Origin of the sequence: Zhongshania aquatica, from assembly GCF_027257955.1 — a bacterium.
In the GTDB taxonomy this organism is placed as follows: Bacteria; Pseudomonadota; Gammaproteobacteria; order Pseudomonadales; family Spongiibacteraceae; genus Spongiibacter; species Spongiibacter aquatica.
On the sequence record NZ_JANZNQ010000001.1, the window covers coordinates 271,563 to 292,864 of the forward strand.

The window sequence follows — 21,302 nt, forward strand, 5'->3', positions numbered from 1 at the left end:
CGCCTACACCCAGTCCTGACCTGACAATTGCTGCGCTAATGCGCCTATATTTCCCGCTCCCTGTGTAAGTAACACATCACCGGGGCGAATCTTTGATTTCAATATGTCGAAGGCAGCGTCAATGCTTTCGACAAACACTGGCTCAAACTTGTCTTGCAAACGAATGCTACGGCATAAACTGCGGCTATCTGCCCCCGCTATTGGCTCTTCGCCTGCGGGGTAAACGTCTAGCAACAATAAACTGTCTACCGTCGATAAAACCCGCACAAAATCTTCATATAAATCTTTGGTACGACTAAAGCGATGCGGTTGATACAACATCACCAAGCGGCGATCAGGCCATGCTTGCCGAGCGGCAGAGATGGTTGCCGCCACCTCGGTTGGGTGATGGCCGTAATCATCAACCAACATAAATGCGCCACCGGCCACGGCCAACTCGCCGTAGCGCTGAAAACGACGACCAACGCCTTGAAAGTTTTTGATACCTGCACAAATAGCATCAACCGACAAACCTTCATCCGTCGCTACCGCAACAGCCGCCGTCGCGTTTAACACGTTATGTACACCGGGTTGCTGTATGCACAAGGCGAGCTCACTGCCATCTGGACGAGTAACCGAAAAACAACTCTGCATACCTAGCTTTTGTAAGGAATGGATACGGAAATCCGCATCGTCACTAAATCCATAGGTCAGCGTTGGTCTACCAATATCCGGCATTAATTCACGCACGACAGGATCATCAATACAAACCACGGCAATACCGTAAAACGGCAGGTTGTGGAGAAACTCAATGAACGTTCTCTTCAGCTTGCTAAAGTCACCGTCATAGGTCGCCATATGATCGGCTTCTATATTGGTAATCACCGACACCATCGGCTGCAAATGCAAAAACGACGCATCGCTTTCATCGGCCTCGGCAACTAAATAACGGCTTTCACCTAGAGCTGCATTCGTACCTGCGCTATTCACCAATCCGCCAATCACGAAGGTAGGATCTAAACCCGCCTCTGCAAATATTGACGTAATTAAGCTCGTTGTAGTGGTCTTGCCGTGGGTGCCCGCAACCGCAATACCATGACGATAACGCATCAACTCAGCCAACATTTCTGCGCGGCGCACAATAGGCACCCGGCTCTGTCTTGCAGCAATGATTTCGGGGTTCGCATCGTTAATGGCGCTAGACACAACCACAACATCAGAGTCGCCAACATTCTCGCCGCGATGGCCAAATGCGACTCTGGCGCCCAACTGCTGTAAACGCGCCGTGCTAGGTGACGCTTTTAAATCCGACCCGGAAATTATGTAGCCAAGGTTTAACAATACTTCGGCAATACCGCACATACCGGCACCGCCGATACCAACAAAATGAATACGCTTAACTCGGCGCATTTCTGGCACAACAAAAGGATGCTTAGGACTCATGGGCAAACTCCATGCAATAATCCGCAGCTACATCAGCAGCATCAATTTTTGCGAGCCCTCTCGCCGCTTCCGCGTTATTCAACAATGTCTCCCGCTGAGCTTTATCACTTTGCAACCACGCCAATAGGGCTGAGGCAGTGAATTCTTTCTGATCAATAATTTCGCCAGCCCCACCATCGGCAAACCACTTCGCGTTTGCGCGCTGATGATCATCAATAGCATGCGGCAGCGGAATTAATATTGCTGGCACGCCTGCGGCAGCCAACTCCGCAACCGTTAACGCGCCCGCACGACAGATCACGACGTCAGCCCAGCTATAAGCTGCCGCCATATCATCAATAAATGCTTCCGCTAAAACCTCTAAGCCTGCGGCAGCATAAGCTGTCTGGACGGATGTTTCGTGATCACGTCCTGTTTGATGCCACAGCAACGGTCGATCGACGTCACCAAATCTCAGCCAAGTTTCAATTACCACATCATTGATTGGCTTTGCCCCAAGGCTTCCACCCAACACCAATACTCGCAATGCTCCGCTACGCTCTGCCCAGCGCACCGCTGGCGCTTCAATTACCGCTATTTCGTGTCGTACAGGATTTCCAATGTAGCGATTTTTTTCGCCACCAAGCGCAATTGGATAGCCCGTCAGGCATAGATTGGCAAGCTTCGCTAGCAAGCGATTAGTTGTTCCGGCCACCGCGTTTTGTTCTTGAATCACGACCGGCACCGCTAATAATTTTGCCGCCAAACCGCCAGGGCCCGATGCATAACCACCCATACCCACAACACAAAACGGTTTCAACCTCAGAATTAAACGCATGCTCTGCAGCACCGCCAATCCCGCTTTCATTATTGCCAACACGCGAAACAACGGATTCTTACCGCGCACACCAGCCATATTTAAACAATGCAGGGGTAAACCCGCCGCTGGCACCAAACGCGCTTCAATACCCGCCGCCGTGCCGAGCCAATGCACAGACACGCCACGCGCAGCTAACACCTTAGCCACCGCCAGTGCGGGAAAAACGTGGCCGCCAGTTCCGCCAGCCATCATTAGTACGGTTCTCTCAGCGGCCATCTTGCCTCCGACATTCCCGTTCTATTCGCCCAACTAAGGCCACCATCCCCATACATACGATCAAACTGCTGCCGCCATAACTCATAAACGGCAGGGTCAATCCCTTGGTTGGTAATAGCCCTGCATTCACCCCCATATTGATAAATGCTTGCCCACTGATCATGACCGCAACACCGTAGGCGACATAGGCATGGAACTGCTTGCCCATCGACTCAGCATAGCGACCGATATATAAAATCCGACCGATCAACGCAACAAACAAACCCAATATGAAAAGTGTGCCGAGAAATCCAAATTCCTCAGCAAATATGGCAAATACAAAATCCGTGTGTGCCTCTGGCAGATAGAATAATTTCTGTACGCTGTTACCTAAACCTACGCCGCTAAATTGTCCGCGGCCAAAAGCAATAAGCGACTGCGTTAGCTGATAGCCAGTATTGAACTGATCGGCCCAGGGATCGGTAAATGCGGTGAGACGCTTCATTCGATAAGGTTCAAAAATAACCATCGCCACCGCGCCAGCGACACAGCTCAGTATCACCAACAAGAATTGGCCAAGCTTTACACCACCAAGAAATATCATCACAAATGCGGTACCAGCGGTAACAACCGTGGCACCAAAGTCAGGTTCAAGCATCAGCAGTAAGGTCACGGCAAATAGCAGCGCCATGGGTTTAACAAATCCAGACCAGCTCTGACGCACTTCGTCATGACGGCGCACAAGATAGCCCGCCAGATAAAATATAACGCACAGTTTTACAAACTCAGACGCCTGCAGAGTGATTGGCCCAAGAGATATCCACCGACGACTACCATTCACTTCGCGACCAACGCCTGGAATTAATACCAAGGCAAGGACGACAAAACCAAGTAAGAGCAATAACCAGCCACTACGTTCCCACACGTCGATAGGAGTGAGATACATCACGATGCTCACTACTGATGCCAAGCTAAAATGAAATAGATAACGCTTAGCAAAATAAAACGCGTCATCATAACGACTGGCTGCGTGCTCTACTGAGGCCGACGTCATCGCCACAAATCCGACGACGACTAAAGTCGCTAAAATCAACTGAAGATGGCGATCAAATTGTCGTATTTCTGTCACGCTATTGCGTAGGTAGGTGATCACACTTCACCCCCTAGCATTGCTGTTACTGCGTCGGCGAATACCCGTCCGCGATGCTCATAATTATTAAACATGTCAAAGCTAGCGCAGGCAGGTGACAACAGCACGACATCGCCAGCTAAGGCATATTCAGACGCCGCGCTGACCGCCGCTGACATCGTATCTGCGATGGTTGACGGAATTCTTGACGCTAGCAACTCCTGCATAGGGTCAGCCATTTCACCTATAAATATTGCGGCCCGACCTAGTTTTGCCAAGGTATCCATCAGTGGCGCGAAGTCCGCCCCCTTACCTACACCACCGGCAATCAATACTACTTTTCCTGAACCTGACAAACCGCGCAATGCTGAAACAGCGGCGCCCACGTTTGTGCCTTTAGAATCGTTGTAGTACCGAACTCCTCGGATGTCGGCGACAAATTCACAGCGATGCTCAAGCCCCTTAAACTCACATAGCGCGGTTAGCATTGCAGGCATTGGCAAATTAACCGCACTTCCCAAGGCCAACGCCGCTAGCGCATTACTCACATTATGCGAACCCGCAATTTTCATTGCACTAACTGGCAGCAGCGCCTCGCGTGCCAAGGCTAAATGGGATTCGCCGTCTTTATCTAACAAACCAAAACCGCGGAAGTCTGAACGACCAAGACCAAAATACCATTTCACAACATTGTCAGGGATCAATGGCGCGCTAAGTGCGTCATCACGGTTAATAACAACCTGCTTACAGTCTCGGAAAATACGATGTTTCGCTTGGTGGTAATTTATAAGATTGCCGTGATGATCGAGATGATCCTCTGTCACATTCAGGACGGTAGCGACTTCCGCTCCAACAGACGCGCAGCGCTCTAATTGAAAAGACGACAATTCCAATACATAAAGATCAATATCGTCACTCAATAAATCTAATGCTGGCGTACCTAAATTACCGCCCACCGCGACACGTCGACCAGCGCAAGCGGCCATTTCACCCACCAAGGTTGTCACGGTGCTTTTACCGTTCGATCCTGTAATCGCAACTAGCGGTGCAGCTGCTTCTCGACAGAACCAATCAATATCGCCAGAAAGAACAACACCGATCTGTTTTGCAGCGGCAATTGCGGGTTCGGATAATGAGATACCCGGACTGACCACTAATTCCGTTGCAGATAAAAATTGATCGTCCGTAAACGCACCCAAGATCAAAGGCACATTGGGAAACTCTTTGCGGAACTGATCAAGCCCTGGTGGAATTTCACGGCTATCTGCAACCGAAAATGACAGACCTTGGCGAGAGAAATAACGGGCGACAGACAGCCCGGTTACTCCCAAACCAATGATGACCCGCCTATTATCGGACGCTATCAAACTCACGCTAGCATTAACCCCGTATTACAACTTTCATCGTAGTTTTAATGTTGCTAAACCGAATAACACCAACATCACTGTGATAATCCAAAACCGCACTATGACGCGCGGCTCCGGCCAACCTTTAAGCTCAAAATGATGATGAATAGGTGCCATCCGGAAAATACGCCGTCCGGTTAACTTGAACGACGCAACCTGCAAAATGACCGACACCGTTTCTAAAACGAAAATGCCGCCCATAATAAAAAATACTATTTCATGTCGCGTAATCACTGCGACGGTGCCCAGTGTTGCGCCCAATGCGAGCGCACCGACGTCACCCATAAATACTTGCGCCGGGTAGGTGTTGAACCAAAGAAATCCCAAACCAGCACCAGCTAGGGAGCCACAAATAACAATTAATTCACCGGCACCTGCCACATAGGGAATGTGAAGATATTCAGCAAACTTTACGTTACCCGTGAGGTAAGCAATAAGACCTAGCGCCGCACCGACCATCACTGTCGGTAAGATCGCAAGCCCATCTAAACCATCGGTTAAATTGACTGCATTACTGGATCCGACAATAACGAAGTACGTTAGCACGATAGAAAATGCGCCCATCTGCCAACTTATGTTTTTAAAAAACGGAAAAAACAGTTCAGTATTCACCGGACTATCTGCGGTCATATATAAAAATATAGCTGCACCTAAACCGGCGACACTTTGCCAAAAATACTTCCAACGAGCAGGAAGCCCGCGGGGGTTGCGCTCAATAACTTTGCGATAATCATCTACCCAACCCACCGCACCGAATATGGCCGTGACCACTAATACGGTCCAGACATAAGGGTTGCGTAAATCAGACCACAGCAAGGTACTGGTAAAAATAGCCACAAGTATCAGCGCGCCGCCCATTGTCGGCGTACCGGACTTGCTCAAATGGGATTTCGGACCGTCGTCACGTACGGCTTGGCCGATCTGGTAATAATTTAATTTACGGATCATGAACGGGCCAACGAGCAACGAAATTGCTAAGGCCGTTAACACACCGAGTATGCCGCGAAAACTAAGGTACTGAAATACTGCAAAGCCACTGATGTGCTGACTTAAATACTCGGAAAGCAGTAGCAACATTAGCTATTCCTCCCAAGCAATTCAGCAGAGAGTGCATCCACCACGTCTTCCATCGCGGCACTGCGCGAACCCTTAACCAATACCGTATCCCCTGCTTCCACAAATGTATTTAATACTGGAATCAATTCCGATTTTTGGGAAAATGCGAAATTTTCTTGCCCAAACTCGTTCGCCATCAGCGCGGCAAATTCGCCGACAACAAAAAATGCATCGAGTCGATTTTCACGGGCGTAAGCCGCAATCTCACGATGGCGTAGCGCCGCCTCCGGACCTAGCTCACCCATATGCCCCATTACAAACACTTTCCGACCAGAACTACTGGCGAGTACATCAATAGCTGCGCGTACCGATCCGGGGTTTGCATTGTAGGTATCATCAATAAGCGACACATCCGCGATTTCACGACGCAGTAATCTGCCGCTAACGCTACGCATCGATTCCAATCCAGCAACCACATCTATTAAGCTCACTCCAGCAGACAAGGACGCCGCCGCCGCCGCAAGCGCGTTGGCCACCATGTGCTTGCCTGAAAGCGGCATGCAAACCTTTGCGCTACCACTAAAGCTCACCAGCTCAAACTGGACTTTACCAGGCACACTTAAATCAATATCACGAGCAAACACATCGACATCCTCACGCACAAGACTGAACAAGCGCTGCATTGCATGCTTGGCATTTTCCTGCCAAAACTCGCAAAACACGTCATCAGCATTTATGACGGCAAGGCCATGCTTCGGCAAACAGCGGAAAATCTCGCCCTTGGTCTTCGCCACACCTTCTAAAGATCCAAACCCTGCAATATGCGCCGGCTGTGCATTTGTGAGGATTGCTATTTCTGGTTCAGCAAATTCACACAAATAGGCGATGTCGCCCTGCTTTGCAGCGCCCATCTCAATAACAGCAAAACGATGTTTTTCATCAATGGCGAGCAAACTTAATGGCACGCCAACTTCATTATTTAAGTTTCCCTTGGTAGCGAACACTTCGCCCTGCTGAGCAAAAATACTAGCGAGCATTTCTTTGGTGCTCGTCTTGCCACTACTGCCAGTAACAGCAACTAATGGCCCGGTAAATTTTCGGCGGTTTTCTCTCGCGAGCAAGCCTAGGGCGCGGCGACTGTCTGAGACCAATACATTGGGCAGAATATCCGTCGGCTTAGTCACTAACGCAGCAATTGCACCGTTTTTTTCTGCTGTCGCAACAAACTGATTGCCATCAAAATTTTCGCCAGACAAAGCAATAAATAAATCACCTTTCTCAATTCTGCGAGTATCAGTAGATACTCCATAAAACTGAATATCATCACCGTGCAGCACACCAGATGTACAGTTAGCTAGCTGCTGCAACGTCATCGACGCAATCACGACGTCACCCTCGCGACCAAGGCAAGTCGTGCGCACTGCACATCACTAAACGGCAATCGACGACCTGCAATCTCTTGATAATCCTCATGGCCTTTTCCAGCCACCAATACAACGTCACCTGGGTTTGCAGCCTGAATTGCTGCATGAATTGCGCGATCACGTTCCGGCTCGATCGTTGGTTGGCCACGCATTCCTGAGCAAATATCAGCAATTATTGCTTCCGCAGTTTCTGTTCGCGGATTGTCATTGGTCACCCAAACGCGGTCCGCACATTGTTCGGCAATCTCACCCATCATCGGACGCTTTGATTTATCCCTGTCACCACCGCAGCCCATTACGCAATAGACTTTGCCTTGGGCAATAGGTCGCAAGACTTCTAATACTTTTTGCAATGCGTCTGGTGTATGTGCGTAGTCCACCACAGCCAATACACCATCTTCGGACCGCAAACATTCCATGCGACCCGGCACTGGTTTTAATAAAGGTAGAGCCGCTTCAATTTTTTTCGCTGACACCCCCAAACCCAACAACACCGTACTGGCGGCAATTAAATTAGATAAATTAAATCCGCCTAATAGCGACGAATTTATAGTCAAATCGCCCCACACACTACGCAAGCGCGCTCGGATACCGCGAATATCACAACTAACATCTTCGGCGTAGACCTTTGCCCTACTATCAAACACGCTAAAATCTATTATTTGTTTTGCCGTCGATTTGGATAATAGTTGGCGACCGAATTCGTCATCGCGATTAATGACCGCGAGTTGTAGATCTGGCCAGGTAAATAATCGAGCTTTCTCATCGCCATAGGCCTCCATTGAGCCGTGGTAATCGAGATGATCCTGGCTAAGATTGGTGAATACGGCGGCCTGGAATTGCAGCGCCGCAACACGATGCTGCGCCAAACCATGTGACGACACTTCCATCGCTGCCCAGTTGGCACCGCCATCACGCCAATCGCCCAGCAATGCCTGCACAGAAACCGCATCAGGCGTTGTATTACTGCCACTATTTAAACGTCCGAATCGGCCATTACCCAAGGTTCCAATGAGCCCACAGGGTTCGCCGATAGCCTCTAACAACTGAGCAACCATCCAAGCACAACTGGTTTTACCGTTAGTCCCGGTAATACCAATCAATTTGAGCTGTGTTGAGGGTTTTTCGTAAAATCGGCCCGCGATCTCACTCAATTGAGATAACAAATTATTGACGACGATAACCGGTAGCGACCATTGCGCTGCATCAAAAGGCGCATCCGCAATCACCGCTACCGCGCCGGCGTGAATCGCAGAATTTATATAATCACGACCATCTGCAACGTGGCCCTTCACAGCTAAGAATACGTCGCCAGCCTGAACGTCGCGGCTATTAAGCGCCAAACCGGTAACGGGCACAGCAGCCACCTCAGCAGCAAGGTTAGGCAATAAGTCACCGAGCAAACGCGGTGTTGTATAGTCTCTCTGTTCCGCCATCACGCCGCCGCATCTCCCTTCACTTTGGGTTTAGGGTCAGCCGGTTCGATATTGTCCGGTGCGATATTCAATAAACGTAGTGCATCAGAAACCACCTTTGAAAAAACAGGCGCTGCGACTAAGCCACCAAAATAATCACCATGAGGCTCATCTATTGTCACCACCGCGACAATGCGCGGGTCACTGGCAGGGGCGACACCCGCAAACAAGGCAAAATACCGATCCTTTGCGTAACCGCCGGCTTCCGCTTTGTGGGATGTACCGGTTTTTCCAGCAATACGATAGGCGTCAACTTGAGCGCGCGTAGCGGTACCACCAAGCTCAGTCACTTCCTCCAGCATGTCGACTATCTGGCGTGCAATTTTTGCTGAAATAACCTGCTGTTTAACGGGTTTTTCAGTTCGTTTTAACAGCGATACCTGTTGAAACATTCCGCGGTTTGCAAAGACTGAGTAGGCCTGTGCAAGCTGCAAATTGGTAACGGTTAAACCATAGCCGAACGCAAAAGTAGCGCGCTCAATTGGTCGCCAATTTGGCCGGTTCGGCAACATACCGTTACTCTCACCGGGGAAACCTGAGCCTGTTGAACGGCCAAGGCCAAAACGATTAAAGACTCCCCACACGTCATGCTCGTCTAGGGACAATGCGATTTTTGTAGTTCCGACTTGGCTAGATTTTTTTAACACTTCTGCGACCGTGATCGAACCGTAATTGCGGTGATCTTCGAGTAATTTTGGGCCGACTTTGATGTATCCCGGATTAGTATTAATAATGGTTTCTGGCGTGTACTTTCCACTTTCCAAACCCGCAACAATGGTCAAGGGTTTTACCGTCGAACCTGGCTCAAACATGTCGATAACCGCGCGATTACGCATTGCATCGGGAACTAACTGACTGCGGTTATTCGGATTGAATGAAGGCTGATTTACCATCGCCAGCACTTCACCAGATTCACTGTCGATAATAACGACTGAACCGGCTTTAGCGCCGGTTTTAGTGATTGCTGCCTTAAGCTCTTTGTATGCCAGATATTGCAAACGCAAATCTATGCTGAGCTGTATGTCCTTGCCAGGGCTAGCCGCCTCGCCGGCGTCAATCTCCCGTATTATGTTTCCATATAAATCTTTCAATACCTGCTTTCTACCGGGCGTACCATTTAGCCACTCGTCGTAAGCTAGCTCTAAGCCTTCTTGACCACGATCATCAATATCAGTAAAACCGAGAATATGCGCGGTCACTTCACCGGCAGGATAGAATCTACGGTATTCGCGCTGCAGGTACACACCCGGTACTTTTAGTTGCGTTACAAGCTTAGCGGCACCCGGTGCCATATGTCGCCGCAGGTACATAAATTGGCTACCGCGATATTTTTCTATGCGGCGCGCTAAGTCACCCGCATTCATATCAAGACTGGCAGCTAATCGAGCCCACTCGCCTTTCGCCTCTTTTAATTCTTGGGGATTCGCCCAAATAGACGCAACAGGCGTACTAACCGCAAGCGGCTCGCCGTTACGATCTGAAATCATACCGCGATGCGCGGGAATAACTTCGGTACGGTTGGTACGCGCATTGCCTTGGCCTTGCAAAAATTCATAGCCACGATCAACGTCTAACACCTGTAGGGTTAGCGTACGCCAGACCAAAAGTAGGGCGAGCACGAGCAGCGCTCCCACCACTATGCGGAAACGCCACGGCGAAATAGGTGCTTTAACCTGCTTTCCCATAGCCCCCAACCATTTTCACTTCCCGCGCTTTAGGCGCTTGCATTTTTAATTTTTGAACCGCCATATCCTGAACTCGATCAGGTGACGCCCAAGTACTTTGCTCTAGCAGCAGCCGCCCCCAATCCTCTTCGATCGACATTGCGTCTCGCCGCAGATCCTGCAACTGCCCAAATAATTTTCGGCTTTTATGTGAGCTTTGAACGACAGCAATACAAGAAATCAAAACCAGCAATATAAGCAAAGGCACAGCCAACCCACCGATGGGCGCCTGCACCTCTTCTTCCAAGACATAGTTCTTTTTATTCGTGCTGCGCTGTCTACTGCCCAGCATAATCCACCCCTACGCACACACGTCGAATGCTAGTTTTTCCGCCACTCGCATAACTGCACTGCGAGAACGCGGGTTTGCTTCTACTTCTAATTCGGACGCTTTTACTGCCTTGCCGATGATCTTTAGACGGCGATTACGCTGACTTTCGGTAACAGGTATATAAGCCGGTACTTCATCACCTTCTGATTGCCGCCGCATAAAGCGTTTTACCATTCGATCTTCTAAAGAATGGAAACTGATTACGACCAAACGACCACCCACGTCTAATTGATCTACAATCTTGCTGAGCAAACGCTCTAAATCCGCAAGCTCATCATTTATAAAAATTCGAATTGCCTGAAAACTTCTTGTCGCGGGATGCTTGTGTTTTTCCCACGCTGGATTCGCCTCAGCCACAATTTTCGCCAGCTGCAATGTACGAGTGATCGGTGCCTCAGCGCGGGCAGCAATAATCGCCCTAACAATTCGCTTGGCGAATCGCTCTTCACCATAATCACGCAACACTTGAATCATCTCAGCCTCTTCCGCTGTTGCGATCCACTCCGCCGCACTCATGCCACTGTCGGTATCCATCCGCATATCGAGATCACCGTCGCGCAAAAAACTAAAGCCGCGCTCCGCCTGATCTAATTGCGGGGACGACACACCTAAGTCCAGCAGCACCCCAGAAAACGGGACCGCGAATCCAGATTGCGCCGCCAATGTCGACAGTTCCGCAAATGAGCCACGAGCAATACGAAAACGCTCATCGCTCAAGGCAAGTTGCTCACCCTCTGCAACAGCTTGGGCATCTTTATCAACCCCCAACAAACTGCCATCTGCGGCTAAGCGCGACAAAATCAAGCGACTGTGGCCGCCGCGACCAAAGGTACCGTCGACATATCGACCACTGGTATCGGTTACCAATGCGCTTACGGCCTCATCAAGCAAAACTGTTAAATGCTGTTCCAAGTGATCCACTCTCTATAAGGAAAGGGACAACATTTCTTCTGGCATATCTCCCTCCCCGGCTGCACCCAACCAGTCAAACCAACTTGACTCGCTCCACAGCTCTAATTTCTTGCCCTGCCCGACCAACAACAGTTTCTTTTCAAGGTCTGCGTAATCACGCAAAGGCTGAGGCAATAGCACACGTCCATTACCGTCCATCTCCAATGGCGTCGCATAACCTAGCAACAAGCGCTGTGCGAGACGGGCTTTGCGATGGATATTGGGGAGTGCTTCTATTTTGGGCAGTAAATCCAGCCATTGCGGCTCTGGATAAACCAGCAAGCAGCGCTCTTCGGTATGCGCAGTAATCACGAGACGACCTTCACAGGCAGACATTAAGGCGTCGCGAATTTTGGCTGGAATTGCCAATCGCCCCTTACCGTCCATTGTGATTGTGTGACTACCCAGGAACATAATTCCCACCAAGCTCCGCATTTAAACCGCAAAAAACCACTAAAAACCACTTTTACCCACTGTGGCACACTATAGGAACTTGCAAGCACAGGTGTCAAGCTGCGAAACAGTGAAAACACAGGGATTTTTTGTAAATGTGTCAGTGACTTGCGTGAAAAACCGCAGTAGAAAAACGAGGAATTCTTGGCTAATTTTTGTAAAACAAAGACATGACCTCAGCACTTAATGTAAAACATTAAGAGTGCTGCGTTTTTGGGAAATAGTGGGAAAAGTTGAGTCGGCCGATAAGCCGGGTTCTGTCTTGGACGACCATTCATCTGGGACCTGCGTCACCGCAAGCCTCTAGCAGCCTACCCGAATCCACTGTGGGCCACAGCGCTGGATTCCTATTTGGCCTTGCTCCAGGCGGGGTTTACCATGCCACGAACTGTTGCCAGTCGCGCGGTGCGCTCTTACCGCACCATTTCAACCTTACCGGCAGCTTGCGCTACGTAGGCGGTGTATTTTCTGTTGCACTTTCCGTAGGCTCGCACCTCCCAGGAGTTACCTGGCGCCTTGCCCTGCGGAGCCCGGACTTTCCTCCCAACAGTAAACTGAAGAGCGATCGTCTGGCCGACTCGACTGTAAGAATAACCAGTAGTCTGTTTTATGGCAAGCGGTATTTGCGGCTATTCCAAGGGAAAGTCGAGGCCATACTGATAAAGTTGGTTCTTTTTAAGACCACTGATCTTCGCGCACAGTGCGGCCGCTTGCTTAAGGGGCAATTCTTCCCTGAGAATATTTAATACTTCAATCGCAGCGGTTGGGATTCCTTCATCGCCCTTGAACCCCTCGATTAACAATACACACTCGCCACGCTGCTGGTTACTGTCAGCACTAACCCACTCATGCAGTTGCGCCGCAGGTAAACGCTTCACCGTTTCAAACATTTTGGTAATCTCGCGGGCTAGTACCACCGTCCGCTCGCCACCCATTGCCGTACTGATATCCGCCAAACTATCGCGAACCCGATGTGGCGCCTCATAAAAAATCATAGTGCGCTTCTCACGCTGCAAACCTTTTAGCACCGCCAATCGAGCGTGCTGCTTTGCCGGTAAAAAACCCTCAAACATAAATCGATCGGATGGCAAGCCAGCGACACTAAGCGCGGCAATTACCGCGCATGCACCTGGAATAGGCACCACCTTAATCCCTTCGCTTAGCGCCAAATCGACCAAGCGGTAGCCCGGATCAGACACCAAAGGAGTGCCGGCATCGGAAATAAGCGCCAAACTTTTACCATCACGCAAATGCGCCAGTAAACGCTCTAGCTCCGAGCTGGTACTGTGGTCATGATAGGCACACAGCGGGGTACGTATATCAAAATGGCTTAGTAATGTACGGCTATGACGTGTATCTTCCGCTGCAATGAGCGCTACTGTTTGTAGGACCTCTACAGCTCGGGGTACCATATCCGACAAATTACCTATCGGCGTGGCGACAACGTAGAGGATGGGAGTATTATCCACGGTCAAACCTCAGTCAGTATTACATAACCGCGCAGACTAACAACGGCGAATCAATGAAGACAAGAACTTTTATACTTATACTTGCTGCCACTATGTTGGCGAGTTGTAGCTCGACGCCGACAACGGTATCGAAACCCGCCCAATCTAGCGGGGAAAGGTACACTGTAAAACCTCGCCCCGTGCCTACCGTAACCGCCTCAAATGAGTTTAATCCTGCCACCGTCGATGTCAGTACCGTTGAGCAGTGGCTGCTCGACGCCAAAGACATGGATCCCGAGGAGTCTGCGGAGCTCTTATTAAGGGCTGCGGAAGTCTTACTCCGCGAAGGAGAACTGGCGCGAGCGGACGACGTGGTTGGCGAACTGATCTCTCCAGAGCTCAGTACAGATCAAGCACTTCGCTTAGCCATTATTCGCGCTCGTGTTCAGCGCGGCCACGCTGAATTCAGCCAAGCACTCGCGCAACTGTCCGACCCACTGATAGAAAAAGCGGTAATCGAGGCGCCAGTCCGTCAACAAATGCAGTACAGCCAATTGCGCGCCTCTCTTTACGAAATAGAGGGAGATCACTTATCTGCCGCTCGAGAGCGAATATTTATTGATCCTCTTCTGACTCCCAGCCAGCAGCCCGCCAACCGGCAATCAATTTGGGGATCGTTGATGCAGATACCCACCTCGGTACTCATCAGCAATATCAACAGTACTAATAATCGCGACTATATTGGCTGGCTAGAGCTCGCCTCTATCGCGAAAGATAACCAAAATGATATAGACGCCCAAGTAAGACAACGAGATACATGGCTGCGCAATTGGCCCAACCACCCCGCCCATAACAATCTCCCCGGGGGGTTAGACAAGCTAAATGACCTGATAGTAGAACGCCCAGACCAAGTTGCGCTAATCCTTCCGGTGACAGGTCGCCTAGCTGCTTACGGAAAGGCAATTAGAGACGGTTTTTTTGCCGCCTATTATGAAACTTTGAATCAGGGCGGTAACGTTCCGCAAATCAATCAGTACGACAGCAATGGCGCCGACATTAACGCCTTGTATCAAGAGGTGCTGAATAGCGGCAATAAGCTCGTTATTGGACCGCTGGAAAAAGAAAGCCTAAGCGCCCTAGTAGCAAGCCACCCAAGTTCAATCAATGTACCTACGCTTGCACTGAATCGTATTGATGGCGATCGCTTTCCCAATGGCCTATACCAATTTGGACTAAATCCAGAAGACGAGGCTGAGCAAATTGCAGATATCGCGATGGCTAAAGGGTTTTCTCGTGCGCTAATCCTCACACCAGAAGGCTCCTGGGGACAAAAGGTAGCCGGTGCATTTGCACAACGCTGGCAGAGCCTAAATGGAAAAATTGTCGCCAGCCAAACCTTCGATGCGTCGAAAAACAATTACTCGCAGCAAATTAAAAGCGTTTTGCAGATAGACCGAAGCCAACAGAGGCTGCAAAAGCTGCAGCAAATCATTGGAATACACCCGAGCTATGAGCCCTATCGCCGCACAGATATCGACTTTATTTTCTTGCTAGCCCGCCCCAACGAAGGTCGCGCCATAAAGCCTTTACTGGCCTACCACTACGCTGGCGATATACCGGTGTACGCCACCTCACATATCTACAGGGGCAATGACTCAGCAAATAAAGATCAAGACATAAATGGCGTTCGTTTTATCGATATACCCTGGATCTTTAATAATAAATCGGCCCTCCGCAAAGACATAAATGCGGGCATTCCGTCTAGCCAAGGCTACCAACGCATGTATGCCCTCGGCGTAGATAGCTTCAGGCTGCATTTGCGTCTTAAACAATTGCGAAATGGCGCAAGCGGCCAAGTTTTCGGTGAAACCGGTACACTCACTCTCAATGAACTAGGCCAAATAGAGAGGGAATTGGCACTCGCTGAGATTCAAGATGGTATTGCCGTTGTAAATCCAGTCGGCGCTACAGGCCCCATCGAAAGCAATGATTTTTAAACGTACGAAAGGCATTGATGCTGGCATACTTGCCGAGCAAGGTGCCTGTCGGTTTTTACAGAAGCACAATTTAAAAATACTGAAACAAAATTACCGCAGTCGATTTGGCGAAATTGATATCATCGCCCTTTCAGATCAATACTTAATTTTCGTAGAAGTACGCTATCGGCAAAACACGAGCTACGGCAGCGCAGCTGAATCGGTAACGAGAGCAAAACAACAACGTATCATTAACACAGCGAGACATTTCTTGAGTCGGGGTCTCTATAATGAACTCCCCTGCCGCTTTGATGTCATTGAAGCTAGTAGTGATAAAAGCGGTAACTTACATTTTAATTGGCTAAGCAACGCGTTCCAGGAGTGAGAACCAACATACCGTGGACTATTCCGAGCAAGTTATAGATTTATTTCATCGCCACATCGAAAGCTGCATGTACACAATGGAAGCACTTGGCAACGGCATTGCAAAAGCCAGTGAATGCCTTGTGGAGTGTATGCTACAGGAACACAAAATCATCTGCTGCGGCGAAGGAAATAGCAGACTTATTGCCCACCACTTAGCCACCAATTTATTAAATAGCTTTCAGCAGGAGCGCCCGGCATTACCCGCGATGATTCTTAGCTCGGATGCGGCGACTGCGATTGCGGCAGATTCAAGTTATAACGATATTTACGCCAATCAAATCCGCGCTTTAGGGCAGAGCGGAGACTGCCTTGTACTCTGCTTTAACGGCAGCGGCTCAACAGCAACCCTGAGAGCGATACAGGCCGCCCATGAACGCAATATGCGCGTTATTTCATTATGTAATTTGAAAGGCGGTGATGCGGGCGCATTGCTATCACCAGATGATATTGAACTCACCTTTCCCGTAGATGATCGAGCCCGCGCGATAGAAATGCAACTTGTCGCAGTACACAGCATTTGCGAACTCATTGACACCCAACTTTTTGGAACCCAACACGCATGAATAATTCGACACGCGCCATATCCTTTGTGGCATTGGCACTTTTGTTATCTGCCTGCACCCAAATCATCACTGCAACCACCGACGAACCGATCGCAGAAGATCCAGGTAGCCGGAGTCTTGGTAGCTATCTTGATGATGAAATTATTGAAACCAAAGTACTTGTGAATATTAATAAAACTGACCCTGCACTAAAAATGTCGCGCATCAACGCAACTAGCCACAACGGCATCGTTTTGCTAACAGGCAACACCGCCAACGACAGTTTGCGTCAACTCGCTGGCGAGATCGCTACAGGTGTCAAAAAAGTTCGAAAGGTACACAATGAACTTGCCACCGGCGCCGACATTACTATGTTAGCCCGCAGCAACGACACGTGGATAAGTACAAAAGTGAAAAGCCGCCTATCTCTTAACGACCAGCTTGATGCATCAAAAATCAAAGTGGTTACCGAAAATGGGATCGTCTATCTAATGGGTTTAGTATCAAAGGCAGAATCTGACACCGCCGCGACAATTGTCAGTGAAACCAGCGGTGTCCAGAAAGTGGTGAGAGTATTTGAATACTACTAAGCGCGACCGCTAAACATCCGCGGTCTCACAGAGGTTTACTTAACCACTTTGAGACTAGGCTTAGATTTAGACGGCAGCTTACTTAATGTAGCTGACGGCCGCGGATCAGAGGGCGCTGGTGGCGGCACAGGGTCTTCGGCATCAAACAACATACCCTGACCATTCTCTTTGGCATACACGCCCAGCACAGCGCCAACAGGCGCACTCACTTCTTGCGATACGCCGCCAAAACGACCATTAAAGCTAATCATGTCATTGCCGACATTTAACCCCATTACTGCAGAGGGTGAAATGTTCAGAACGATCTGACCGTCCTGCACGTACTGCTGCGGCACGAAAACGCCTTCGCGTAACGCATCCACCAAAATATAAGGGGTACAGTTGTTATCCAGCACCCACTCATATATTGCCCTGATCATATAGGGACGACTAGAAGTCATTGCCATACAATTTCAGCCAGCGACTACGCTACTGACGCCTCACTACGAAGTTCACGTTCTTTTTCTGTCAAGCTCTCTTGGAAAGCAGGGCGTTCAAACAAACGCTCCATATAATCAAACAAAGGCTTAGACTGGCGAGTCTGAGGTATAACCACACCTAGTTGCGGTAAACGCCACAAAATCGGAGCCAAACAGCAATCTACTAGCGTGAATTCTTCACTCATAAAGAAAGGCTTTTCTGCGAAGATAGGCGCTACAGTCAGCAAACTATCGCGCAATTCTTTCCGCGCCTTCTCGGCATTTTTGGGGTTAGACCCAGTCAAAAGCTCATCAACCAACCGACACCAATCGCGCTCAATACGGTAAATATATTGGCGACTTTCACCACGGGCAACAGGATACACCGGTAACAATGGCGGATGCGGAAAACGCTCATCCAAGTATTCCATCATGACCTTAGATTCGTATAAGGCCAAATCGCGATCAACCAAGGTTGGCAGCGAGTTATAGGGATTTAGTTCGGCGACCTCTTCCGGCAGGTTATCCGGCTTCACATCGACGATATCAACAGTCACGCCTTTTTCGGCCAACACAATTCTCACCCGATGACAGTAATGACTTGCTGCGTCGGAAAAGAACGTCATGGTAGAACGCTTGGCTACAACGCCCATTGATCTCACCTCAAATTAATAAACTAAAACAACAAACGGGCAGCTCAAAATAGAGCCGCCCGCTAACTAATACAGGCTTTTGCTTGAAGCAAAGGCAAGTAGCAAACTTTTAATGCACATCCTTCCAATATTCACGATTCAACAAGTACGTAAATACAAAGAACAGGGCGATAAATAACAACACGAATCCGCCGATACGCTTGCTTTTTAATTGGGCAGGCTCACCAACGTACTCTAAGAAATTTACCAAATCGTAAATAACTTTATCATATTCGGCTGGGCTCAATGTGCCTTCGCTTGAATAGGTGAAAGAACCACAGGGATTCAACGCCTTACCATCTTCACCAAACAAAACGTCTTTACCGGTTAACGGATCGCGTAACACGCCACCATTATGAGCATGAACCGGACCGGGCGCGCACTCAGGCATACCCTGAAGTTCTGCCAAAACATGTGGCATACCTACATCTTTAAAGACCTTATTGTTCACACCCCAAGGGCGTGACGGGTCTGAATGAAATGTACGAAGGTAGGTATACAACCATTCAGGGGACCGAACACGAGCAACCAAGGTTAAGTCAGGCGGCGCTGCGCCAAACCACTTTTTTGCATCTGCAGCCGCGATGGAGTTAGTCATAAGCGAACCAATTTTAGCGCTCGCATCTAGCTTCAAATATTTATCGAACAACTCAACCGGAATACCTAGATCATCAGCGGTACGTTGATAGCGACCATACTCAAGTGAATGACAACCCATACAATAATTCATATAAGTTGTAGCACCGCTTTGCAGCGATGCCATATCAGACACATCAGTGTCAATATGATCACAGGCTACGGTGCCACAGTCGAATTCAGCCTCGGCCCCAGCCGCTTTCAGTGGCAACACGGTCAACAATATCACCACCAGAAGAACCAGCATGCTCTTCCAAAAACCCATTCCGCCATCAGTAGTACGTGTAGGCTCAGGCTTAGTCGCTTCCCACTTGGTCCAGAAAGGCATCAAGATAAAGAATGCAAAATAAATCACCGAACAAATACGCGCCAACAAAGTACGAGCCTCGGTTGGCGCTTTCACACCAAGTACACCAAGGATCAAGAATGATGCAACAAAGATCAAAATAGCAACTTTGCTAACACGGCCTTTATAGCGAATAGACTTTACTGGGCTGCGATCAAGCCAAGGCAATAGGAACAGGATCGCTACCGAAGAACCAAAGGCAACAAAACCTAGCAGTTTATCGGGCACTGCACGCAATACCGAATAAAACGGCGTGAAATACCATACCGGTGCAATGTGCGCGGGCGTCTTCAAGCCATTCGCAATTTCAAAGTTAGCGTGCTCTATAAAGTAACCGCCCATTTCTGGCCCGAAGAAAAGTATGGCGCAGAAGACGAATAGGAACACAGCAATCGCAGTTAAATCATGAACCGTGTAGTAAGGATGGAAAGCAACGCCATCTAAAGGAATACCATTGGCATCCTTATTCTTTTTGATCTCAACGCCGTCTGGGTTGTTCGAACCAACTTCATGTAATGCTAACAAGTGCAACACAACCAAGGCGATCAACACGATAGGTAGAGCAACAACATGCAGAGCGAAGAAACGGTTGAGCGTGATTCCAGAGATGAGATAATCACCACGTATCCACTGAACGATGTCATCACCAACAACAGGGATTGCACCGAACAAAGAGATGATAACCTGCGCACCCCAATATGACATTTGTCCCCACGGCAGCACGTAACCCACAAAGGCTTCAGCCATTAACGCTAGGAAAATGAACATACCAAAAACCCAGATCAACTCACGGGGCTTTTTATATGAACCGTACAACAAACCGCGGAACATATGCAGATAAACCACAATAAAAAACGCCGAGGCGCCAGTGGAGTGCATATAACGGATTATCCAGCCAAACTCGACATCCCGCATGATGTATTCAACAGAGCGGAACGCCTCTTCTGAGCTCGGGGTAAAGCTCATTGTTAACCAAACACCAGTTAGCAACTGGTTTACCAGCACAACTAGTGATAACACACCAAAGAAGTACCAGAAATTAAAGTTTTTCGGCGCGTAGTATTTACCCATATGGGTATCCCACGCGCGCATAATAGGAAGACGGGCATCAACCCAATCACGCAGACCCACTAACATCTTGACCATTACGCAGCCCCCTGATCAATACCGATAACAAGCACGTTGTCACCCTCGTAGGAATACGGAGGGACAACGAGGTTTTGAGACGCAGGTGAGCCCTGATATACACGTCCCGCCAAATCGAAGCGCGAACCATGACAAGGGCAGAAGAAACCACCAAGCCACGCTTTACCGCCCAAATCTGGAACACCAACCTCAGGGCGATGCGCCGGCGCACAACCTAGGTGTGTGCATAGACCAACCAACACCAAGTACTCGGGGCGAATAGCACGTGTTTCAGTGTCGACATAAGATGGTTGATCAGATCCAGTGGAATCAGGATCTTTTAAATATTGGTCTAACTGTTTCAAACCCGCGATTTGCTCTTCAGTCCGACGCACGACGTAAACTGGTTTGCCACGCCACTCAACCACGACCATCTGACCCGGCTCTAATTTGCCGATATCAGCTTTCACTGGAGCACCTGCAGCCTTTGCCTTAGCGCTTGGATTCCAAGAACCCACAAATGGTGTCGCTATACCGACTGCTCCCGCGGCACCCACAACTGAAGTTGCAGCCGTCAGAAAACGTCGACGCCCTGTATTTATGCCGTCATTACTCATGACGATTCCCCCATAATATAC

20 protein-coding genes and 1 other RNA gene are annotated in these 21,302 nt (G+C 49.2%); 4 read left to right on the forward strand and 17 right to left on the reverse strand.

Going from position 1 to position 21,302, the window contains the following annotated elements; genetic code table 11:
- Nucleotides 1-3: 3 nt before the first annotated feature.
- The 13 genes from murC to rsmI all read right to left on the reverse strand — a co-directional run bounded on the left by murC (nucleotide 4) and on the right by rsmI (nucleotide 13,894).
- A complete protein-coding gene (gene murC, locus O9X78_RS01170; protein ID WP_269617767.1) occupies nucleotides 4-1,422 on the reverse strand; it encodes a UDP-N-acetylmuramate--L-alanine ligase in 1,419 nt (472 codons plus the stop codon).
- Nucleotides 1,412-2,497 (reverse strand): undecaprenyldiphospho-muramoylpentapeptide beta-N-acetylglucosaminyltransferase, encoded by a 1,086-nt coding sequence (gene murG, locus O9X78_RS01175; RefSeq protein WP_269617768.1) that lies wholly within the window; start codon nucleotides 2,495-2,497, stop codon nucleotides 1,412-1,414. The genes murC and murG overlap by 11 nt, the downstream gene beginning before the upstream one ends.
- Nucleotides 2,487-3,629, reverse strand: coding sequence for a putative lipid II flippase FtsW (gene ftsW / locus O9X78_RS01180; RefSeq protein WP_269617769.1), 1,143 nt, complete (start codon nucleotides 3,627-3,629; stop codon nucleotides 2,487-2,489). The genes murG and ftsW overlap by 11 nt, the downstream gene beginning before the upstream one ends.
- Nucleotides 3,626-4,978 carry a UDP-N-acetylmuramoyl-L-alanine--D-glutamate ligase gene (gene murD, locus O9X78_RS01185; RefSeq protein WP_269617770.1) on the reverse strand — a complete coding sequence of 451 codons (1,353 nt, stop codon included), beginning with the start codon at nucleotides 4,976-4,978 and terminating at the stop codon, nucleotides 3,626-3,628. Before murD ends, ftsW begins: the two co-directional genes overlap by 4 nt.
- 27 nt (nucleotides 4,979-5,005) lie before the next feature.
- Nucleotides 5,006-6,088: a phospho-N-acetylmuramoyl-pentapeptide-transferase gene (mraY, locus tag O9X78_RS01190; protein WP_269617771.1), complete on the reverse strand. Its 1,083-nt coding sequence runs from the start codon at nucleotides 6,086-6,088 to the stop codon at nucleotides 5,006-5,008.
- Nucleotides 6,088-7,488, reverse strand: a complete 1,401-nt coding sequence (locus O9X78_RS01195; protein ID WP_269617772.1) for a UDP-N-acetylmuramoyl-tripeptide--D-alanyl-D-alanine ligase — start codon at nucleotides 7,486-7,488, stop codon at nucleotides 6,088-6,090. Before O9X78_RS01195 ends, mraY begins: the two co-directional genes overlap by 1 nt.
- Nucleotides 7,449-8,927, reverse strand: coding sequence for a UDP-N-acetylmuramoyl-L-alanyl-D-glutamate--2,6-diaminopimelate ligase (locus tag O9X78_RS01200; RefSeq protein ID WP_269617773.1), 1,479 nt, complete (start codon nucleotides 8,925-8,927; stop codon nucleotides 7,449-7,451). Before O9X78_RS01200 ends, O9X78_RS01195 begins: the two co-directional genes overlap by 40 nt.
- Nucleotides 8,927-10,651 (reverse strand): peptidoglycan D,D-transpeptidase FtsI family protein, encoded by a 1,725-nt coding sequence (locus O9X78_RS01205; RefSeq protein WP_269617774.1) that lies wholly within the window; start codon nucleotides 10,649-10,651, stop codon nucleotides 8,927-8,929. Before O9X78_RS01205 ends, O9X78_RS01200 begins: the two co-directional genes overlap by 1 nt.
- Nucleotides 10,635-10,982, reverse strand: a complete 348-nt coding sequence (gene ftsL / locus O9X78_RS01210; RefSeq protein WP_269617775.1) for a cell division protein FtsL — start codon at nucleotides 10,980-10,982, stop codon at nucleotides 10,635-10,637. The genes O9X78_RS01205 and ftsL overlap by 17 nt, the downstream gene beginning before the upstream one ends.
- Before the next feature lie 9 nt (nucleotides 10,983-10,991).
- A complete protein-coding gene (gene rsmH, locus O9X78_RS01215; protein WP_269617776.1) occupies nucleotides 10,992-11,933 on the reverse strand; it encodes a 16S rRNA (cytosine(1402)-N(4))-methyltransferase RsmH in 942 nt (313 codons plus the stop codon).
- Nucleotides 11,934-11,945: 12 nt separating this feature from the next.
- The gene (gene mraZ, locus O9X78_RS01220; protein ID WP_269617777.1) at nucleotides 11,946-12,386 is read right to left on the reverse strand and encodes a division/cell wall cluster transcriptional repressor MraZ; all 441 of its coding nucleotides are present in this window, start codon (nucleotides 12,384-12,386) and stop codon (nucleotides 11,946-11,948) included.
- A 269-nt stretch (nucleotides 12,387-12,655) separates the two neighbouring features.
- Nucleotides 12,656-13,006: RNase P RNA component class A (gene rnpB / locus O9X78_RS01225), an RNA gene on the reverse strand.
- 48 nt (nucleotides 13,007-13,054) lie between these two features.
- On the reverse strand, nucleotides 13,055-13,894 hold the full coding sequence (gene rsmI / locus O9X78_RS01230) for a 16S rRNA (cytidine(1402)-2'-O)-methyltransferase (protein ID WP_269617778.1): 840 nt from the start codon (nucleotides 13,892-13,894) through the stop codon (nucleotides 13,055-13,057).
- Between the two features lie 53 nt (nucleotides 13,895-13,947).
- Between rsmI and O9X78_RS01235 the strand changes: the two genes are divergently transcribed.
- From O9X78_RS01235 to O9X78_RS01250, 4 genes are read left to right on the forward strand one after another with little or no spacing between them, the layout of a single operon-like run.
- Nucleotides 13,948-15,870, forward strand: coding sequence for a penicillin-binding protein activator (locus O9X78_RS01235; RefSeq protein ID WP_269617779.1), 1,923 nt, complete (start codon nucleotides 13,948-13,950; stop codon nucleotides 15,868-15,870).
- Nucleotides 15,860-16,234: a YraN family protein gene (locus O9X78_RS01240; RefSeq protein ID WP_269617780.1), complete on the forward strand. Its 375-nt coding sequence runs from the start codon at nucleotides 15,860-15,862 to the stop codon at nucleotides 16,232-16,234. The genes O9X78_RS01235 and O9X78_RS01240 overlap by 11 nt, the downstream gene beginning before the upstream one ends.
- Before the next feature lie 13 nt (nucleotides 16,235-16,247).
- Nucleotides 16,248-16,838 carry a D-sedoheptulose-7-phosphate isomerase gene (locus O9X78_RS01245; RefSeq protein ID WP_269617781.1) on the forward strand — a complete coding sequence of 197 codons (591 nt, stop codon included), beginning with the start codon at nucleotides 16,248-16,250 and terminating at the stop codon, nucleotides 16,836-16,838.
- Complete coding sequence (locus O9X78_RS01250) at nucleotides 16,835-17,407, forward strand: BON domain-containing protein (protein WP_269617782.1); 573 nt, start codon at nucleotides 16,835-16,837, stop codon at nucleotides 17,405-17,407. The genes O9X78_RS01245 and O9X78_RS01250 overlap by 4 nt, the downstream gene beginning before the upstream one ends.
- A gap of 35 nt (nucleotides 17,408-17,442) precedes the next feature.
- Here O9X78_RS01250 and O9X78_RS01255 read toward each other — a convergent pair whose 3' ends face one another.
- The 4 genes from O9X78_RS01255 to petA form a co-directional block, all read right to left on the reverse strand.
- Complete coding sequence (locus O9X78_RS01255; RefSeq protein ID WP_269617783.1) at nucleotides 17,443-17,853, reverse strand: ClpXP protease specificity-enhancing factor; 411 nt, start codon at nucleotides 17,851-17,853, stop codon at nucleotides 17,443-17,445.
- A gap of 17 nt (nucleotides 17,854-17,870) precedes the next feature.
- The gene (gene sspA, locus O9X78_RS01260) at nucleotides 17,871-18,518 is read right to left on the reverse strand and encodes a stringent starvation protein SspA (protein ID WP_269617784.1); all 648 of its coding nucleotides are present in this window, start codon (nucleotides 18,516-18,518) and stop codon (nucleotides 17,871-17,873) included.
- 109 nt (nucleotides 18,519-18,627) lie between these two features.
- Nucleotides 18,628-20,685 (reverse strand): ubiquinol-cytochrome c reductase, encoded by a 2,058-nt coding sequence (locus tag O9X78_RS01265; RefSeq protein WP_269617785.1) that lies wholly within the window; start codon nucleotides 20,683-20,685, stop codon nucleotides 18,628-18,630.
- Nucleotides 20,685-21,281 carry a ubiquinol-cytochrome c reductase iron-sulfur subunit gene (gene petA, locus O9X78_RS01270; protein WP_269617786.1) on the reverse strand — a complete coding sequence of 199 codons (597 nt, stop codon included), beginning with the start codon at nucleotides 21,279-21,281 and terminating at the stop codon, nucleotides 20,685-20,687. Before petA ends, O9X78_RS01265 begins: the two co-directional genes overlap by 1 nt.
- Between the last annotated feature and the right edge of the window lie 21 nt (nucleotides 21,282-21,302).

What these genes read in the sequence shown, in the direction of transcription:
- murC (WP_269617767.1), bottom strand. Translation starts at nt 1,422, where the DNA reads ATGAGTCCTAAGCATCCTTTTGTTGTGCCAGAAATGCGCCGAGTTAAG.
- murG (WP_269617768.1), bottom strand. Translation starts at nt 2,497, where the DNA reads ATGGCCGCTGAGAGAACCGTACTAATGATGGCTGGCGGAACTGGCGGC.
- mraY (WP_269617771.1), bottom strand. Translation starts at nt 6,088, where the DNA reads ATGTTGCTACTGCTTTCCGAGTATTTAAGTCAGCACATCAGTGGCTTT.
- O9X78_RS01200 (WP_269617773.1), bottom strand. Translation starts at nt 8,927, where the DNA reads ATGGCGGAACAGAGAGACTATACAACACCGCGTTTGCTCGGTGACTTA.
- O9X78_RS01205 (WP_269617774.1), bottom strand. Translation starts at nt 10,651, where the DNA reads ATGGGAAAGCAGGTTAAAGCACCTATTTCGCCGTGGCGTTTCCGCATA.
- ftsL (WP_269617775.1), bottom strand. Translation starts at nt 10,982, where the DNA reads ATGCTGGGCAGTAGACAGCGCAGCACGAATAAAAAGAACTATGTCTTG.
- mraZ (WP_269617777.1), bottom strand. Translation starts at nt 12,386, where the DNA reads ATGTTCCTGGGTAGTCACACAATCACAATGGACGGTAAGGGGCGATTG.
- O9X78_RS01235 (WP_269617779.1), top strand. Translation starts at nt 13,948, where the DNA reads ATGAAGACAAGAACTTTTATACTTATACTTGCTGCCACTATGTTGGCG.
- O9X78_RS01240 (WP_269617780.1), top strand. Translation starts at nt 15,860, where the DNA reads ATGATTTTTAAACGTACGAAAGGCATTGATGCTGGCATACTTGCCGAG.
- O9X78_RS01250 (WP_269617782.1), top strand. Translation starts at nt 16,835, where the DNA reads ATGAATAATTCGACACGCGCCATATCCTTTGTGGCATTGGCACTTTTG.
- O9X78_RS01255 (WP_269617783.1), bottom strand. Translation starts at nt 17,853, where the DNA reads ATGGCAATGACTTCTAGTCGTCCCTATATGATCAGGGCAATATATGAG.
- sspA (WP_269617784.1), bottom strand. Translation starts at nt 18,518, where the DNA reads ATGGGCGTTGTAGCCAAGCGTTCTACCATGACGTTCTTTTCCGACGCA.
- O9X78_RS01265 (WP_269617785.1), bottom strand. Translation starts at nt 20,685, where the DNA reads ATGGTCAAGATGTTAGTGGGTCTGCGTGATTGGGTTGATGCCCGTCTT.
- petA (WP_269617786.1), bottom strand. Translation starts at nt 21,281, where the DNA reads ATGAGTAATGACGGCATAAATACAGGGCGTCGACGTTTTCTGACGGCT.